This is a genomic window from Vibrio sp. QJM3NY_39, assembly GCF_057785895.1.
Genome location: NZ_CM173505.1, coordinates 2,667,162 through 2,683,758, shown reverse-complemented (window position 1 = coordinate 2,683,758; position 16,597 = coordinate 2,667,162). Strand labels below are relative to the sequence as shown.

Sequence of the window (16,597 nt, the reverse complement as noted above, 5' to 3'; positions counted from 1 at the left end):
CTTGAATTTACAATGCAGCTGGACGCATTCATAGGTAGGTACTGATATGTCAGGTGATAGAAAACGCGGCTTCCTTCGCCCTGAAGAAGATAATACGGTTGCCCAACCTCAGAAATGGGGGTTGCCTGACTACACCTCTGATGTGAATAAACAAGCCAAAGAAACGGCCTTTAATTACGATCCTAGTTGGATGCCGACGGTTGAAGAAGCCATTGAAGACGAAGAGCTTGTTCTGACTGAAGAGCAAATCGAACTGATTAAGCAAGGTGCTTATCAGGAAGGGCTTCATCAAGGCCAAGAAGCTGGCTTTAAACAGGGTTACGAAAAAGGTAAAGAAGAAGGGTTTGCTGCAGGCCACGAAGAAGGCAACCAAGCCGGCAAGCTTGAAGGCGTGACTGCTGGTCAAGAGTACATTCAGCAGCAAGTTGCCATCTTTATGGGGCTAGCCAACCAGTTTGCTCAACCGTTAGAGCTGATGAACGCTCAGGTAGAGAAGCAATTGGTGGACATGGTACTGACCATGGTCAAAGAAGTGGTTCATGTTGAAGTGCAAACCAACCCACAAATCATATTAGATACCGTCAAAGAGTCGGTTGAATCGTTGCCGATCTCAGGTCATGCGATCACATTGAAGCTTAATCCCGAAGACGTCGCGATTATTCGTTCTGCGTATGGAGAAACTGAATTGGATTGCCGCAATTGGACGTTAGTTGCAGAGCCGGCACTCAACCGTGGTGACGTACAAATCGAAGCGGGTGAATCGAGCGTTAACTACCGTATGGAAGACCGTGTGAAAAATGTCATTCAAAACTTCTGTGGCGCAAACCGTCATCAGGGTCATGAGTAATGCTTGAATTAGCAAATCGTCTTAGCCAATACAAAGTCGAAGGGCTAAAATCGCGACCAATTGCCTCTGGTAAGTTAGTACGCGTTGTTGGCTTAACGCTCGAAGCGACCGGTTGTAAAGCACCCATCGGCAGCCTGTGTTTAGTAGAAACCATGTCTGGTCAGATGGAAGCCGAAGTCGTCGGCTTCTCTGGCGATAACTTATTTTTGATGCCGAGTGAACAAATCACTGGGATACTACCTGGCGCTCGTGTGACCCCCGTGACCACTGAAAGCGGCATTCCTGTCGGAATGGAATTGCTTGGCCGAGTGATAGACGGTGTGGGTAATCCACTTGATGGGCTAGGTCCCATCTATACCGAACAACGCGCTTCATTTAATGCTGAGCCAATCAACCCTTTAGCTCGAAAACCGATTTCTGAACCGCTTGATGTCGGCTTGAAGGCCATAAACGGTTTGCTGACGGTAGGTAAAGGTCAGCGTATTGGTCTGTTTGCTGGTTCCGGTGTCGGTAAGTCGGTCACGCTCGGGATGATGACTCGAGGCACAACCGCGCAAGTGGTGGTGGTGGGTCTAATCGGTGAGCGTGGACGAGAAGTTAAAGAATTTATTGAAGAGATTCTTGGCGAAGATGGACGCAAACGATCTGTGGTGGTCGCTGCTCCTGCGGATTCATCGCCACTGATGCGATTGAAAGGTTGCCAAACTGCACTGGCTGTCGCTGAGTACTTCCGCGACCAAGGTTTAGATGTTCTTTTATTAATGGATTCATTGACCCGTTTTGCTCAGGCTCAGCGTGAAATTGCTCTGTCTGTGGGTGAGCCGCCAGCAACTAAAGGTTATCCGCCATCAGTATTCGCCAAGCTTCCTGCGCTGGTGGAACGTGCGGGTAACGGCAACGATGAACAAGGCTCTATCACGGCTTTCTTTACCGTTTTAACTGAAGGTGATGACTTACAAGACCCCATTGCCGATGCGTCACGAGCGATTCTTGATGGTCACATTGTTTTATCGCGTGAGATGGCCGATGCCGGACATTATCCTGCGATTGATGTCGAGAAATCCGTCAGTCGTGTTATGCCGCAAATCACCACCGAAGAACATGTATTGATGTCGAAAGCGGTGCGCCAAGTACTCTCTATCTGTCGTAAAAACCAAGATTTGGTATCGATTGGTGCTTACAAACCGGGGACTGACCCTGCCATTGATAGTGCCTTCACCTTGAAACCGAGGTTGGACGAGTACTTACAGCAAAAAATGAAAGAAACGGTTCCCTATGACATGTGTGTCAACATGTTGAAACATGTATTGGGTGGCTAACGAGTGAATAAGGTTAGTCATGGATAACGCATTAGAATTTTTGCTCGATCAAGCCAAGGATCAAGAGAACCAAGCCGTACTAGCGCTCAACAAAGCGAATTCAGAGCTTCAAGGTTACTATGAACAGGTCGCTCAGATTGAAAAGTACCGACTTGATTACTGTCAGCAACTTATTGACCGCGGAAAAGCTGGACTCACAGCGAGTCAGTATGGTCACTTGAATCGTTTCTTAACTCAACTAGATGAAACATTATCTAAACAGAGAGAAGCGGAGCACCATTTTAAAAACCAAGTCGACAACTGCCAAAACTACTGGATGGAGCTACGTAAAAAGCGTAAATCGTACGAGTGGTTGATGGAGAAAAAACAGAAAGAGAAGGCAAAGCTGCAAGATCAAAGAGAACAAAAGCAAATGGATGAGTTCTCGACGCTGATGTATGGCCGAAAGAAGATGTGATCCTAAGCCCTGAATGACGAAGGTGTTGCCGTTCAGATTGTGAAAACAGAACTAATAGGCATGTTTCTTGCTCCGTTTTATATAAAATTGCGCGTTATGCCCAGCAAAGGCATGAAAAGCACCCGACTTTCTTTTTGTTGTCCGATTTATGGCAGCAAAGCTAGTAGATAGAGCTTGTATATATGAATGTTAGCCTTTCCTCAAATTCAGCGACCAACAAAACGTCATCGTTGTTGGACACCGGTTCTGCCTCTTCCAAGGTAGAAGAGACCGGCGACTCTAAAGGTTTCTTAGAGTCTTTTAAAGAAGCGCTAGGCTTTGAAGAAAGTGACAGCAAAGTGGCAGTAAAAGACACTGATGGCACCCCAAAATCAGATGAAAAACAGACCTCTTCGGAAGACGAAGTATCGGCTGAAAAGACTAAAGGTGATTCAACTGAGTCTAAGATCGCTGATGAGGCTAGCGAAGCTCAAACCAAGCAGGCTAAAGCAGCGACGGATGCTGAAAATACGGCTACTAGCAACGCAGCTACTGAACAGACGTCTGAACTAAATTCACAGTCGAGCGATAAAGCCTCGTCGAAACCGTCTGATGACGATACCTTGGCTGCGGCTCAGCCCAAAGGTGATTCTGATACACAATCCGCAGAGCTGAATGCTCAGGGGGCATCTCAAGCTAGTGCTGCGATGAGTGAAGGCAATAAATTGCTTGGTCAGTTGGACGAGGCAAACAAAACACTGAATCAACCTGACAACGGCAAAGGCTTGCCTCAGCAAGTGAAGGCTGATGAAGCTCAAGGCAAGATTGTAGGTGCCACTGCTGTGGGCGTTCTTGCGACCGACACCGTGGGTAAACCGGCACAACAAACCAATGCAACAAATCAAGAAAACGGTCTTGAGGTCGATTCTGAAATTGCCGTGCTTACCGGAGGTAAGGGTGTTTCACAGTTGACTGATGATGAAATTCGACAGTTGATGGATAAAGGCGTCACCCCAGAACAAATTGAAGCGAGTATGAGCCGAGAGTTGCGCCAAAAGAACGCGGCCAGTGCGGTTGCTGCCGATCAGAGTCAAGCATTCTCAGCAGCAGATATGGAACTCGCAAAACAGGTTGATGCCCATACCAAAGCGTTAAACCAATTGAATGGACAAATCGAATCAGAACAGTCTGTTGTCGATGGTCTGGTTCAAAAGCAACAAAGTGGCGCTAAGTTGACGGTCGATGAGCAAGCTGCGCTGGCTCAAGCAACCTCTAACTTAGAAGTATTGAATCAACAGCTAACCAATGTTCAACAGCAAGCAACGGCTTTACTAAGCCAAGCTCCGAACGTGAACAGCACACCCGGTGAACCCGCCGCTATTGATTGGGACAACAATGATTCAAATGAAGCCAAAGCCTTAGCCGCGGTGGCATCAACAGCTGCAGTAGCGACGGCTGCACAACAAGTATCAGCGCAGGCCGCTTCTCAATCAACAAATAATGCTCTTACGGATAAGGCGGCAATGCTGCACGCCAATAATGCGCATGCGGCTCAACAGGCAGCAGTTCAGCAATTACAACAAGGGAATGCAGCTCCAATGCAGCAGCAAGCGGCCTTAGATCCTAGCCTAACGGCACAAAGCCTAGCGATGAATGCAACGCCAGCTGCCACAAAAGTAGGCTCGACTGATGCGCTTCTTAAAGCGGGCGCTGGTGCCGCTGCATTGTCTGGTTTGGGTAAAGCGGGTGCTAAAGAAGATTCTAAAGACTCGACCTTTGCTCAGCAGATCGCTTCTGCGGCTGGAGCACAAGGTACAGCAACGGTTGGTTCAGCACCTACACGAGCTGAAATTCAAGCTGCTCAACAAGCGCCTTTACAGCTCACCAAAGAGCTAGCCAATGAGCAGGTCGCGGAAAAAGTCCAAATGATGATGTCTAAGAACCTCAAGAACTTGGACATTCGTCTCGACCCACCAGAATTGGGTCAGATGAAAATCCGAATGACCATGAATAATGATGTGGCGAACGTGCACTTTACGGTTAGTAATCAGCAGGCAAGAGAGGTGATTGAACAAACCTTACCTCGCTTGAGGGAGATGCTTGCTCAACAAGGCCTACAACTAGCCGATTCGTCAGTTCAGCAACAGAGCTCTGGTCAGGGACAGGATAGATACAACAATGGTGAGCAACAATCCGGCACTAACCGCACAAATGATGGCCAAGGTGATGAAAACCTTGATAGTGGCAGCAATCTTGAATTGAATGTCGCATCAAAGCGTGATGGAATTAGTTATTATGCCTAATATCAGGCTAAGAACACTTGGTTGATAGAAAGAACCATCAGTTAATAGAAAGTACTGTTAGTTAATAGAAAGAACCGTCAGTTAATCGAAAGAACAGGAAGTTAGAGTAAAGTATGGCAGAAGAACAAGATGCACCTAAAGGGAAGAGCAAGCTCCTTATCATCATTATAGCGGTAGTCGTTTTGCTGCTTGGCATAGGTGGTGCGCTGTTCTTTTTCTTAGGCTCCGATGATAGTGCCTCTGAATCTCAGTCTCAGCCAGCCACCGCAGTGGTCGCAGCAGAGCCTGTCATGTATGTTAATATTCCTCAGCCTTTCTTGTTTAATGTGACGGGGGATAAAAAAGATCGCCTAGTTCAGATAAAAGCACAGCTGATGGTACGTGGCAGTAAGAATGAAGACCTCGCACGTTACCACTCTCCACTCGTAGAAAGTACGCTACTGGCCACGTTCGCTTCGGCAACGGTTGATCAATTACGCTCACCTACTGGGCGAATTGAACTGCGTGACAAGGCAACTGAAGATATTAAAGCAAGTCTGGCTCAAGCTGTTGGCCAGCCTGTGATTGAAAAAGTGTTATTCACTGACTTCGTAATTCAATAGGTAATTTGTGACCGATTTATTAAGCCAAGACGAAATTGATGCGCTATTACATGGCGTTGATGATGTTGAAGAAGTTGAAGATGTCTTAGAAACCGAGAATGACAGTGCGGTCAATTTCGACTTCTCATCTCAAGATCGAATCGTCCGTGGTCGAATGCCGACCCTTGAACTTATTAACGAGCGCTTCGCACGTCATATGCGGATCAGTTTGTTCAATATGTTACGTAAAACGGCTGAAGTGTCGATCAATGGCGTACAAATGATGAAGTTTGGTGAGTACCAAAACACATTGTATGTACCCACCAGTTTAAACATGGTTCGTTTCCGCCCGTTGAAAGGTACGGCGCTGATCACTATGGAAGCACGCCTTGTATTTATTCTTGTAGAAAACTTTTTCGGTGGTGACGGCCGTTTCCACGCCAAGATTGAAGGTCGTGAATTCACGCCAACAGAAAGACGAATTATTCAGTTACTGCTGAAAATTGTTTTTGAAGATTACAAAGAAGCTTGGTCTCCAGTGATGGGGGTTGAGTTTGAATACTTGGATTCTGAAGTGAACCCAAGCATGGCGAACATTGTGAGCCCAACCGAAGTGATTGTTGTGAGTTCATTCCACATTGAAGTGGATGGCGGTGGTGGTGATTTCCACGTCGTGATGCCTTATTCCATGGTTGAGCCGATTCGTGAATTGCTTGATGCCGGTGTTCAATCAGACAAAATGGAAACCGACGTTCGTTGGAGCACCGCGCTGCGTGATGAAATCATGGATGTGCCAGTCAATTTTCGCGTGAACTTGTTAGAGCAAGATATTTCCCTGCGTGATTTGATGGAATTGCGCCCAGGGGATGTCATTCCCATGAATATGCCTGAACACGCGACGATGTTTGTCGAAGAACTGCCGACTTATCGTGTGAAAATGGGGCGTTCTGGTGAGAAGCTCGCGGTACAGATTTCGGAAAAAATTCAAAGACCGCATGTGGTCAAAACTGATCTCGCTTTTCTAGGCAAAGACCTAATGTCTGAGCTCGAAAACAGCGATGATGACGAATAGCAAAATAGATAAAAGTATAGGAATTGGTAATGGAACCTAGTGAAGATCAAAAGCTAGCAGACGAATGGGCTGCAGCACTTGGTGAAGACCCTTTAGCACCGTCAATTGATGTTGATGATGTGCTTGCGGCACCACTTGATGAGCTAACCGATTCATCATCTCCGATTTCTGAAGATGAGCGTCGTAAACTGGATACCATCATGGATATCCCAGTGACTATCTCGATGGAAGTTGGCCGTTCTCAGATCAGTATCCGTAACTTACTTCAATTGAACCAAGGTTCGGTAGTAGAGCTCGATAGAATTGCTGGTGAGTCACTAGATGTGATGGTTAACGGTACTCTGATTGCTCACGGAGAGGTGGTTGTGGTGAACGACAAATTTGGTATTCGTCTGACTGACGTAATTAGCCAAACAGAACGAATTAAGAAGCTACGTTAATGCGCTTTTCGCCAAAAAGATTGGTGGGTTCGTCTCGCGGAACATTGGGAATAGGGCTGTTGTCTACGCCTTCTATTGCTTTTGCCGCGCCTCCTTCTCTTGATTTAGCGACCACTTTTGGGTCGCTAATTTTCGTTATCGCCTTCATCTTATTTATTGCTTGGTTACTCAAGCGAATGCAAGTGCCTGCGATGTCGAATCAACAAGGTTTGGCTATTGTTAGGCAAATTCCTGTTGGTACTAAAGAACGCATTGCGATTGTGCAAGCAGGTGATGAACAGTTCTTAGTAGGCATTACCACACAGTCGATTCAGCTGATCTCTAAGCTCGATAAACCTCTTACTCAGGAGATGCTGGAAAAAAGTACATTTTCAAGTCAGCTTTCCCAGCTAATTAAAAAAGATGCAAACAAGTAACGGACTTTTCACCTCATCTTACCTTTGCCAAATCGGATCTTTTCGAGCGGTAAAAGCGTTGTTGGTTCAGCTCATCCTCCTCTGTTCTTTAGTGTTCAGTGTATCGGTATTTGCACAGGCTGAAGATGGCACTGTCATTCCAGCGAATGCAGCAGGCTCAGAGTCGGTTACCATCAGCACGATGGAACAAGATCAAGCTAAATCGCAAACCATGACCACTGGTAGTTTAACGGGCAATGGTGGTGGCATTCCTGCCTTTACCATGACAACCAACGCCAATGGCGGTGAAGACTACTCGATCAATTTACAGATATTGGCTCTAATGACCATGCTTGGCTTCTTGCCGGCAATGGTAATTTTGATGACGTCGTTCACCCGTATTGTGGTGGTGATGTCGATTTTGCGTCAGGCAATGGGTCTCCAACAAACGCCTTCAAATCAAGTGATTATTGGTATCGCGATATTTTTGACCTTTTTCATCATGTCACCAGTGATCAATCAAGTGAATGAACAAGCGGTTCAGCCTTATCTCAATGAACAAATATCGGCACGACAGGCGTTCGACGTTGCCCAAGGCCCGATCAAGTCTTTCATGCTCAAACAAACCCGAATCAAAGATCTAGAAACCTTTGTTGAGATCTCAGGTGCGGAAGTGACTAACCCTGAAGATGTTTCCATGGCGGTTCTGATTCCAGCGTTTATCACGTCGGAGTTGAAAACGGCTTTCCAAATCGGCTTTATGCTGTTCTTACCTTTCTTAATCATCGACTTGGTGGTCGCCTCGGTATTGATGGCTATGGGTATGATGATGTTGTCACCGATGATTGTATCGTTACCATTTAAGTTGATGCTGTTCGTTCTTGTTGATGGTTGGAACTTGATACTCTCCACTCTCGCCGGCAGTTTTGCCTTGTAGCTGGGGGAATAATGAATCCTGAAATATTCGTAGAGTTGTTCCGAGATGCACTTTGGATGGTACTGATAATGGTATGTGCCATTATTATTCCTAGCCTATTGATTGGTTTAGTCGTAGCGGTTTTCCAAGCTGCGACGTCTATCAACGAACAAACATTGAGTTTCCTACCGCGTTTGATCGTGACGTTATTGGCGTTAATGATGTTTGCTCACTGGATGACTCAGATGATGATGGAGTTTTTTTTCGAACTCATCGAACGCTTGCCGCAAGTTCTGTATTAAACCAATATGGAATACCCAACGAGCCTTGTACTAGAGTGGTTAGCCAATTATTTTTGGCCATACACTCGCATCTCAGCCATGCTGATGGTGATGACGGTAACAGGGGCACGCTTTGTGTCGCCGCGTATCCGTCTGTATTTAGGTTTGGCGATCACCTTTGCTGTGATGCCCGCAATCCCAGCAGTTCCTAAAGAGATTGAGCTGCTGTCCTTCCAAGGATTCTTGACGGTATTTGAACAAATCGTGATTGGTGTCGCCATGGGGTTTGTTACTCAGTTTTTGATTCAAACTTTTGTTATGCTCGGTCAGATTTTAGGTATGCAATCGAGTTTGGGTTTTGCCTCTATGGTCGATCCTGCGAACGGTCAAAATACGCCAGTACTTGGCCAACTGTTCATGCTGTTGGCGACCATGTTTTTCTTGGCGACCGATGGTCACTTGAAAATGTTGCAACTGGTGGTGTTTAGTTTTAAAACCTTGCCGATTGGCAGTGGGTCTTTAACCGCCGTCGATTTCAGAGAGCTGGCATTGTGGCTTGGCATCATGTTCAAAACAGCATTAGCGATGTCGTTATCGGGTATTATTGCGCTGCTGACGATTAACCTTTCATTTGGTGTAATGACACGTGCGGCACCTCAGCTAAACATATTTTCTTTGGGTTTTGCATTTGCGCTACTCGTGGGTCTGTTACTTTGTTGGTACATCCTTGGCGGCTTGTTTAGCCACTATGAGCTATTTTGGATACAAGGCGAGCAACAGATATGTCGTCTAATCCGGTTAGATTGCTAGGAGACTGAAATGGCAGAGTCAGACGGTCAAGAACGCACAGAAGACGCCACGCCCAAACGCTTGCAACAGGCCAAAGAGAAAGGGCAGGTTGCAAGGTCAAAAGAGCTGGCGTCAGCATCGGTATTGATAGTCGGTGCGATTTCTTTAATGTGGTTTGGCGAATCGATGGCGAAGGCTTTGTTTGAGGCCATGCAACGCCTGTTTTCACTCAGTCGTGACGAGATTTTTGATACTAACAAGCTACTGGAAATAGCGGGTGGCGCATTAGTAAACTTGTTGTTCCCACTGTTCTTGATTCTCATCACTTTGTTCGTTGCTGCTGTGATTGGCGCTGCGGGTGTTGGTGGGGTCAATTTCTCAATGCAAGCCGCTATGCCAAAGGCATCTAAACTCAATCCTTTGAGTGGTATCAAGCGTATGTTTGGCTTACAAAGCTGGGTTGAACTGCTGAAATCTATCTTGAAAGTGGCTTTGGTATCGGGCATGGCCATTTATCTGATTCAAGCTTCTCAACATGACTTGATGCAGTTGAGTATGGATGTGTACCCACAGAATATATTCCATGCCTTAGATATTTTGCTCAACTTTATCCTATTGATCAGTTGTTCTCTACTCATCGTGGTCGCCATTGATATCCCATTCCAGATTTGGCAACACGCCGATCAGCTGAAGATGACCAAGCAAGAAGTTAAAGACGAATTCAAAGACACTGAGGGTAAGCCCGAAGTGAAAGGTCGTATTCGTATGCTGCAACGAGAAGCCGCTCAACGTCGAATGATGGCTGACGTTCCTCAAGCGGATGTGATTGTGACCAACCCTGAGCACTTTTCAGTGGCGCTTCGCTATAAGCAGAATCAAGATAAGGCACCAATTGTGGTTGCTAAAGGTGTCGATCACATGGCGATGAAGATCCGTGAAATCGCACGAGAAAATGACATCTATATTATTCCAGCACCGCCATTGGCTAGGGCGCTTTATCACACCACAGAGCTAGAACAACAAATTCCTGACGGTCTGTTTGCAGCAGTTGCACAAGTGCTTGCATATGTTTTCCAGCTTAAGCAATACCGAAAAAAAGGTGGAGAGAGGCCAAAACTGCAAGATTCTAATATGCCGATCCCACCTGATTTACGACATTAGATCAATTGCTTGAGCTCAGCTTGATGAACCCTGATAATAGCAACTTAGCTACCCCTCTTGTTTCCGAGGTGATGGCGATAATTTGACGTGAGATGTTGGTACAGTGTTTGCTATATCAATTCCGAACATATTAGCCCATAGCAACATAGCTTAGACCTAGGCCTCAATCTGCTTAGTGAGATAGCTACAACATAGCGAAACTGCCTAGATTTATGAAATTCACCCTGCCTTTTGCGGACAAGCTACCTAAAATTCCTAACCGTGCCATGCCTGCGATTGGCGCGCCTGTTATGGTGCTTGCAACGCTAGCTATGGTGGTGTTGCCCATTCCAGCTTTCTTGTTGGATATGTTCTTCACCTTCAACATTGCACTGTCTATGGTTGTGCTATTGGTTTCGGTTTATACCCGTCGGCCTTTAGACTTCGCTGCATTCCCGACCGTACTCCTGATTGCGACTCTGCTCCGCTTGGCCCTGAACGTTGCTTCGACACGTGTGGTATTGCTCCATGGCCATGAGGGTGGTGACGCTGCCGGTAACGTTATTGAAGCCTTTGGTAACGTGGTTATCGGTGGTAACTATGCGGTTGGTTTGGTGGTGTTCTTGATCCTGATGATCATCAACTTCATGGTTGTCACCAAAGGTGCGGGTCGTATCTCGGAAGTAAGTGCACGTTTTACCCTTGATGCTTTACCAGGTAAGCAGATGGCAATCGATGCCGACTTAAATGCAGGTTTGATCGACCAAGATCAGGCTCGTACTCGACGTTTTGAAGTAACCAAAGAAGCCGATTTCTACGGTTCAATGGACGGTGCATCTAAGTTTGTTAAAGGTGATGCGATCGCCGGTATCTTGATCTTGTTCATCAACATTATTGGTGGCTTGAGTATTGGTATGGTTCAGTTCGACCTTGGTTTTGGTGAAGCAATCGAAATCTATACACTACTGACTATCGGTGATGGTCTGGTTGCTCAAATTCCATCGTTATTACTTTCTATCGCTGCTGCGATGATGGTAACGCGTCAAAATACTGATGAAGATATGGGGCAACAGCTCTTCTTCCAACTGTTCGACAATCCTAAATCCTTGATGATCACCGCCGCTATCCTTGGCATAATGGGTATTGTGCCGGGTATGCCTCATTTCTCGTTCTTGAGCCTTGCTGTCGTTGCAGGTGCCGGTGCCTATTACATTGATAAAAAGAACAAGAAAAAAGCTGAACAACCCAACCTTCCAGCTACGGTTGAAGCGAGTGGGGAGACGGGTTCTCAGAAAGAACTTTCGTGGGATGATGTTCAGCCTGTTGATATTATTGGCTTAGAAGTTGGCTACCGCTTGATTCCTCTAGTTGACAGAGACCAAGGTGGCGAATTGCTTGAACGCGTTAAAGGGGTGCGTAAGAAGCTGTCTCAAGATTTTGGTTTCTTGATCCCAGCAGTACACATCCGCGATAACCTAGAATTGACGCCAAACAGTTACCGACTCACCTTAATGGGGGTTGCGGTTGGTGAGGCTGAGATTAAGCCGGATATGGAATTAGCCATTAACCCAGGCCAAGTGTATGGAATGATCGATGGTGAGCCGACGATTGACCCTGCCTTTGGTCTAGAAGCCGTGTGGATTCGTGAAGAGCAGCGTGAACATGCGCAAGCCTTAGGTTACACGGTTGTTGATTCATCAACCGTGTTGGCCACTCACCTCAGTCAACAGCTAACGAATAACGCATCACAACTGATTGGTCACGAAGAAGTACAAAACTTACTTGAGATGCTTAGCCGTTCAACGCCTAAGCTGGTAGAAGGCTTTGTACCGGACCAATTACAGCTTGGCGTCGTTGTGAAAGTGCTACAGAACCTATTGAATGAAGCCATTCCAATTCGTGATATTCGAACAATAGTCCAAACTTTGTCGGAGTACTCAAGTAAGAGTCAAGAACCTGACATACTTACGGCGGCTGTTCGTATCTCTTTGAAACGACTAATTGTTCAAGAAATCAATGGTATAGAGCCAGAATTGCCCGTGATAACCTTGATCCCAGAGCTGGAACAAATCTTGCATCAAACCATGCAGGCATCCGGCGGAGAATCTGCTGGTATTGAACCTGGTTTAGCCGAACGTTTACAGACCTCACTCAGCCATGCCACACAAGAGCAAGAGCTGAAAGGTGAGCCAGCAGTGCTACTGACCTCTGGTGTATTACGTTCAACTCTGGCTAAGTTCGTGAAGAACACGATCCCAAGCTTGAGAGTGTTATCTTACCAAGAGATACCGGACGAAAAGCAGATACGTATAGTACAAGCTGTTGGTAATTAAGCCGCCTAATTAGAACGGACGATCGAATTGAAAATTAAACGATTTTTTGCAAAAGATATGCGAACCGCACTGCTCCAAGTTAAAGAAGAACTTGGCTCAGAAGCGGTGATCATGTCTAACAAAAAGGTCGCAGGTGGCGTGGAAATTGTTGCCGCTATTGATGGCGAATCTAGCCCGTCGACAGCGAGCCAGAGATTAAATAAACCTCAGCAGCCTGCGCAAAGCCAATATACGCAAATGGCCGCGCCCGCAGCACCGGCAGGGCGTCGTCAATTAGACGATGACAAGGTTAGCCTACAGACAAGTGCTGAAGGTGGACGCTCAATGACCAAACGCTTTGCGAATATGCTAAAGCAATACAGTCATGGTGCCGATGATGACCCACAACACCGTGCAGAAAATGAAGACTCGTTGTCAGCATTGCTAAATCGCCAATCCAGCACGGGTCATAAGCCACATAGTAATCATCAGCCACACAATAATCGTCAGTCTCTCGGCAACCAGCCGTCTCTTGGCAATCAACAATCTTCCGGTAATCAGCAATCTCACGGGAGCCTCGATTCAGCATTTGCTCGTGAAACCGGCTTATCTAAATTGATTGCCGAAGACCGCAGAGTAGAGCGTCCGGCACCTCGTTTGGATCCTACCCGTTATGATCGTGGTCGTGAGAACCCTCAATCGAAAGGTTCAGATGCAGAAATGGAGACGATGCGTGAAGAGATGACCTCAATTCGTCGTCTGTTAGAGCATCAAGTATCAGGGCTAATGTGGCAAGAAGTTGAGCGTCGTGAACCGCTTAGAGCAATGCTTATCAAACGCCTTGAGCGTATGGGTGTATCTGCCGAACTTGCCGATCAAATGGCTTGCTACATCCCTGAAGATACCAAGCCTGCACGTGCATGGAAGGCCTTGTTAGCACTGGTTGCTGACCAGATCTCGGTAACGCAAAAAGATATTTTAAAACGCGGTGGTATTGTGGCCTTATTGGGCCCGACTGGCGTAGGTAAAACAACGACGGTTGCTAAGCTAGCAGCACGCGCAGCCATGGAATATGGCGCCGACAACGTCGCACTAGTGACAACGGACACATATCGTATAGGTGCACATGAGCAGTTATCGATTTATGGTCGAATTATGGGTTGTCCTGTAAGAGTTGCTAAAGATTCTAGTGAATTGGCCGATGTAATATATCAGTTACGTAATCGTCGCCTGATTCTGGTCGATACTGCAGGCATGGGACAACGAGATGTTCGCCTATCTGAGCAGTTAGACACATTGATGCAAGAGAGTGGTTCCGTTATCAATAGTTACCTTGTGTTGCCTGCAACCGCACAGCGCAAAGTACTACAAGAAACCATTGAACACTTTAGAAGAATCCCGTTGTCGGGATGTATCCTGACTAAGCTGGATGAATCCCTTAGCTTGGGTGAGTTCATCAGTGTGGTAATACAAAATGCATTACCAGTTGCTTACATAGCAAATGGTCAACGAGTTCCTGAAGATATCGTCATAGCTCAGCCAAAGTATATGATTGCTAAGGCCAATGAGTTATTAGAAAAATCTACAGAGAATGAACCTCATTACTGGAATAGCGATTCTGAAGGGCTCTAGGCGGCGGATAAATATGAATGAGAATATGATATACGATCAAGCTAGCGGCCTCCGTCGCTTAACCAAGCCTTCACTCACAAAAGTTATCGCTGTAACCGGTGGTAAGGGAGGCGTCGGTAAATCGAATGTGACGTTAGGTATGGCTATTTGTATGGCTCGCCAAGGCAAGAAAGTCATGGTACTGGATGCCGACTTAGGGCTGGCTAACGTAGACATCATGCTGGGCATTCGTTCTAAACGAAACCTGGGTCATGTGTTGGCTGGCGAATGTGAACTTAAGGATGCGATTGTCGAAGGGCCGCACGGAATTAGAATTATTCCAGCGACATCTGGCACACAAAGCATGACTGAACTTTCACACGCTCAACACGCTGGGTTGATTCGTGCATTTGGTTCGCTTGAAGATGAGATGGATATCTTGTTGGTTGATACCGCTGCGGGTATTTCAGACATGGTAATTAGCTTCTCAAGAGCGGCGCAAGACGTGGTTGTTGTGGTTTGTGATGAGCCTACCTCAATCACAGATGCATATGCACTGATCAAGCTTTTGAGCCGAGAGCACCAAGTTCAGCGATTCAAAATTGTTGCAAATATGGTCAGAAGCTACCGCGAAGGCCGAGAATTATTTGCAAAGTTGACTTTGGTCACAGAGCGCTTCTTGAATGTGAGCCTCGAACTCGTAGCATGTATTCCTTTAGATGATAAAGTACGTCAATCAGTCAAGAGACAGAAAATCGTAGTAGATGCGTACCCTCGCTCTCCAGCTGCATTGGCAATCAGCTCTTTGGCTAATAAAGCATTGACCTGGCCAATACCAAAAACGCCAAGTGGACACTTGGAGTTCTTTGTTGAAAGGCTGCTGAATCGTACTGAATTTATAGAGGAACCATTTGGTGAATAAAGCGCTTACTTACGATCAACATGCTAATCACAATAGCCAACAGGCTTTTTTTGAGAAGTATTCTGTGTTGGTTAAACGTATCGCTCATCACTTGTTGGGGCGATTACCGCCTAATGTCTTGGTTGATGACTTAATTCAAGCTGGCATGATTGGCTTGATTGAAGCGCAACAAAACTATGATGGTACCAAAGGCGCAAGCTTTGAGACGTATGCAGGTATTCGGATTCGCGGAGCTATGTTGGATGACATTCGCCGTGGTGACTGGGTGCCGAGATCGGTTCATAAAAACAATCGAGAAATCAGCAGTGCAATCGCGGAATTAGAGGGTACCCTCAACCGCGACCCAAGTGATGCCGAAGTAGCAAAGCACATGGGGCTGAGTTTAGACCAGTACCACAACGCTTTAACTGATATTAATTGCTCAAGACTTGTCGGGATCGAAGATTTAGGCGTCTCAGATGATGTAATATCTCCGAATGAAGACTCTCAAGATAACACGCCTTTTCAAGGGGTTGCTGATGAGTCATTTCGTCAAGCTTTGATCGATTCGATAAAACAACTTCCGGAAAGGGAAGGCCTCGTGCTTTCGCTTTATTACGACGAAGAACTCAATTTAAAAGAGATTGGGGAAGTACTAGGTGTCAGCGAATCTCGTGTCAGCCAAATACTGAGCCAATCTATGCAGCGTTTACGCACTAAGTTAAGTGCTTGGACACAGAACGACTAACAACACTGATTCTATTCAGTGGAGGCTAATTTGAACAAAAACATGAAAATTCTCATTGTTGATGATTTTTCAACGATGCGCCGAATTGTTAAAAACCTACTTCGCGATTTAGGTTTCAACAACACTCAAGAAGCAGACGATGGCTTAACCGCGTTACCTATGCTGAAAAAAGGCGAATTTGATTTCGTGGTAACTGACTGGAACATGCCAGGCATGCAAGGTATTGACCTGCTTAAACACATTCGCGCAGATGCAGAACTTAAGCACCTTCCAGTGCTTATGATCACTGCGGAAGCGAAGCGTGAGCAGATCATCGAAGCAGCGCAAGCGGGTGTTAATGGTTACATTGTGAAGCCTTTCACTGCTGCAACGCTGAAAGAGAAACTTGATAAGATTTTTGATCGCTTATAAGCATCAATAAGTTTTAGGCACTTCTAGGCAAACACTGACCGATAAGATCTCTGTTTATCTCGATAGCCTAAGCGCACAAAGTATGCGGAGTAAGG

At 46.2% G+C, this 16,597-nt stretch carries 16 protein-coding genes and 2 pseudogenes; all 18 read left to right on the top strand.

The annotated features are described in order from the left end of the window. Window positions 1-46 precede the first annotated feature (46 nt). The 18 genes and pseudogenes from fliH to cheY all read left to right on the top strand — a co-directional run bounded on the left by fliH (window position 47) and on the right by cheY (window position 16,502). Complete coding sequence (gene fliH / locus AC3CHU_RS11890; protein WP_061024945.1) at window positions 47-847, top strand: flagellar assembly protein FliH; 801 nt, start codon at window positions 47-49, stop codon at window positions 845-847. After that, window positions 847-2,166: a flagellar protein export ATPase FliI gene (gene fliI / locus AC3CHU_RS11885; RefSeq protein WP_010439337.1), complete on the top strand. Its 1,320-nt coding sequence runs from the start codon at window positions 847-849 to the stop codon at window positions 2,164-2,166. The genes fliH and fliI overlap by 1 nt, the downstream gene beginning before the upstream one ends. Before the next feature lie 19 nt (window positions 2,167-2,185). Beyond that, window positions 2,186-2,623 carry a flagellar export protein FliJ gene (gene fliJ, locus AC3CHU_RS11880; RefSeq protein ID WP_017076818.1) on the top strand — a complete coding sequence of 146 codons (438 nt, stop codon included), beginning with the start codon at window positions 2,186-2,188 and terminating at the stop codon, window positions 2,621-2,623. 182 nt (window positions 2,624-2,805) lie between these two features. Continuing rightward, a pseudogene (locus AC3CHU_RS11875) lies at window positions 2,806-3,219 on the top strand (flagellar hook-length control protein FliK); the annotation flags it as partial. A gap of 45 nt (window positions 3,220-3,264) precedes the next feature. Next, a pseudogene (locus AC3CHU_RS11870) lies at window positions 3,265-4,905 on the top strand (flagellar hook-length control protein FliK); the annotation flags it as partial. Window positions 4,906-5,018: 113 nt separating this feature from the next. After that, window positions 5,019-5,507: a flagellar basal body-associated protein FliL gene (fliL, locus tag AC3CHU_RS11865; RefSeq protein WP_004736206.1), complete on the top strand. Its 489-nt coding sequence runs from the start codon at window positions 5,019-5,021 to the stop codon at window positions 5,505-5,507. Between the two features lie 7 nt (window positions 5,508-5,514). Beyond that, the gene (gene fliM, locus AC3CHU_RS11860; RefSeq protein ID WP_004736207.1) at window positions 5,515-6,558 is read left to right on the top strand and encodes a flagellar motor switch protein FliM; all 1,044 of its coding nucleotides are present in this window, start codon (window positions 5,515-5,517) and stop codon (window positions 6,556-6,558) included. A gap of 29 nt (window positions 6,559-6,587) precedes the next feature. Then, the gene (fliN, locus tag AC3CHU_RS11855; protein ID WP_004736208.1) at window positions 6,588-6,998 is read left to right on the top strand and encodes a flagellar motor switch protein FliN; all 411 of its coding nucleotides are present in this window, start codon (window positions 6,588-6,590) and stop codon (window positions 6,996-6,998) included. After that, window positions 6,998-7,414, top strand: coding sequence for a flagellar biosynthetic protein FliO (gene fliO, locus AC3CHU_RS11850; protein ID WP_017091071.1), 417 nt, complete (start codon window positions 6,998-7,000; stop codon window positions 7,412-7,414). Before fliN ends, fliO begins: the two co-directional genes overlap by 1 nt. Beyond that, window positions 7,401-8,330 (top strand): flagellar type III secretion system pore protein FliP, encoded by a 930-nt coding sequence (gene fliP / locus AC3CHU_RS11845; protein ID WP_065206821.1) that lies wholly within the window; start codon window positions 7,401-7,403, stop codon window positions 8,328-8,330. The genes fliO and fliP overlap by 14 nt, the downstream gene beginning before the upstream one ends. An 11-nt stretch (window positions 8,331-8,341) precedes the next feature. Further along, entirely contained in the window at window positions 8,342-8,611 is a 270-nt protein-coding gene (fliQ, locus tag AC3CHU_RS11840) for a flagellar biosynthesis protein FliQ (protein ID WP_004736211.1), read from the top strand. 6 nt (window positions 8,612-8,617) lie between these two features. Continuing rightward, a complete protein-coding gene (fliR, locus tag AC3CHU_RS11835; RefSeq protein WP_004736212.1) occupies window positions 8,618-9,400 on the top strand; it encodes a flagellar biosynthetic protein FliR in 783 nt (260 codons plus the stop codon). Between the two features lie 9 nt (window positions 9,401-9,409). Next, on the top strand, window positions 9,410-10,540 hold the full coding sequence (gene flhB / locus AC3CHU_RS11830; RefSeq protein WP_004736213.1) for a flagellar biosynthesis protein FlhB: 1,131 nt from the start codon (window positions 9,410-9,412) through the stop codon (window positions 10,538-10,540). Between the two features lie 212 nt (window positions 10,541-10,752). Further along, window positions 10,753-12,852 (top strand): flagellar biosynthesis protein FlhA, encoded by a 2,100-nt coding sequence (gene flhA, locus AC3CHU_RS11825; RefSeq protein WP_004736214.1) that lies wholly within the window; start codon window positions 10,753-10,755, stop codon window positions 12,850-12,852. 27 nt (window positions 12,853-12,879) lie between these two features. Beyond that, a complete protein-coding gene (gene flhF, locus AC3CHU_RS11820) occupies window positions 12,880-14,463 on the top strand; it encodes a flagellar biosynthesis GTPase FlhF (protein ID WP_488524610.1) in 1,584 nt (527 codons plus the stop codon). Between the two features lie 13 nt (window positions 14,464-14,476). Further along, window positions 14,477-15,364: a MinD/ParA family protein gene (locus AC3CHU_RS11815; protein ID WP_488524609.1), complete on the top strand. Its 888-nt coding sequence runs from the start codon at window positions 14,477-14,479 to the stop codon at window positions 15,362-15,364. Next, a complete protein-coding gene (locus tag AC3CHU_RS11810; RefSeq protein WP_017076812.1) occupies window positions 15,357-16,091 on the top strand; it encodes an RNA polymerase sigma factor FliA in 735 nt (244 codons plus the stop codon). Before AC3CHU_RS11815 ends, AC3CHU_RS11810 begins: the two co-directional genes overlap by 8 nt. A 42-nt stretch (window positions 16,092-16,133) precedes the next feature. Beyond that, window positions 16,134-16,502, top strand: coding sequence for a chemotaxis response regulator CheY (cheY, locus tag AC3CHU_RS11805; RefSeq protein WP_016767062.1), 369 nt, complete (start codon window positions 16,134-16,136; stop codon window positions 16,500-16,502). The last annotated feature ends 95 nt before the right edge of the window (window positions 16,503-16,597 follow it).

What these genes read in the sequence shown, in the direction of transcription:
- fliL (WP_004736206.1), top strand. Translation starts at nt 5,019, where the DNA reads ATGGCAGAAGAACAAGATGCACCTAAAGGGAAGAGCAAGCTCCTTATC.
- fliI (WP_010439337.1), top strand. Translation starts at nt 847, where the DNA reads ATGCTTGAATTAGCAAATCGTCTTAGCCAATACAAAGTCGAAGGGCTA.
- flhB (WP_004736213.1), top strand. Translation starts at nt 9,410, where the DNA reads ATGGCAGAGTCAGACGGTCAAGAACGCACAGAAGACGCCACGCCCAAA.
- fliO (WP_017091071.1), top strand. Translation starts at nt 6,998, where the DNA reads ATGCGCTTTTCGCCAAAAAGATTGGTGGGTTCGTCTCGCGGAACATTG.
- flhA (WP_004736214.1), top strand. Translation starts at nt 10,753, where the DNA reads ATGAAATTCACCCTGCCTTTTGCGGACAAGCTACCTAAAATTCCTAAC.
- fliR (WP_004736212.1), top strand. Translation starts at nt 8,618, where the DNA reads ATGGAATACCCAACGAGCCTTGTACTAGAGTGGTTAGCCAATTATTTT.
- AC3CHU_RS11815 (WP_488524609.1), top strand. Translation starts at nt 14,477, where the DNA reads ATGAATGAGAATATGATATACGATCAAGCTAGCGGCCTCCGTCGCTTA.
- fliJ (WP_017076818.1), top strand. Translation starts at nt 2,186, where the DNA reads ATGGATAACGCATTAGAATTTTTGCTCGATCAAGCCAAGGATCAAGAG.
- fliP (WP_065206821.1), top strand. Translation starts at nt 7,401, where the DNA reads ATGCAAACAAGTAACGGACTTTTCACCTCATCTTACCTTTGCCAAATC.
- fliH (WP_061024945.1), top strand. Translation starts at nt 47, where the DNA reads ATGTCAGGTGATAGAAAACGCGGCTTCCTTCGCCCTGAAGAAGATAAT.
- fliN (WP_004736208.1), top strand. Translation starts at nt 6,588, where the DNA reads ATGGAACCTAGTGAAGATCAAAAGCTAGCAGACGAATGGGCTGCAGCA.
- fliQ (WP_004736211.1), top strand. Translation starts at nt 8,342, where the DNA reads ATGAATCCTGAAATATTCGTAGAGTTGTTCCGAGATGCACTTTGGATG.
- cheY (WP_016767062.1), top strand. Translation starts at nt 16,134, where the DNA reads ATGAAAATTCTCATTGTTGATGATTTTTCAACGATGCGCCGAATTGTT.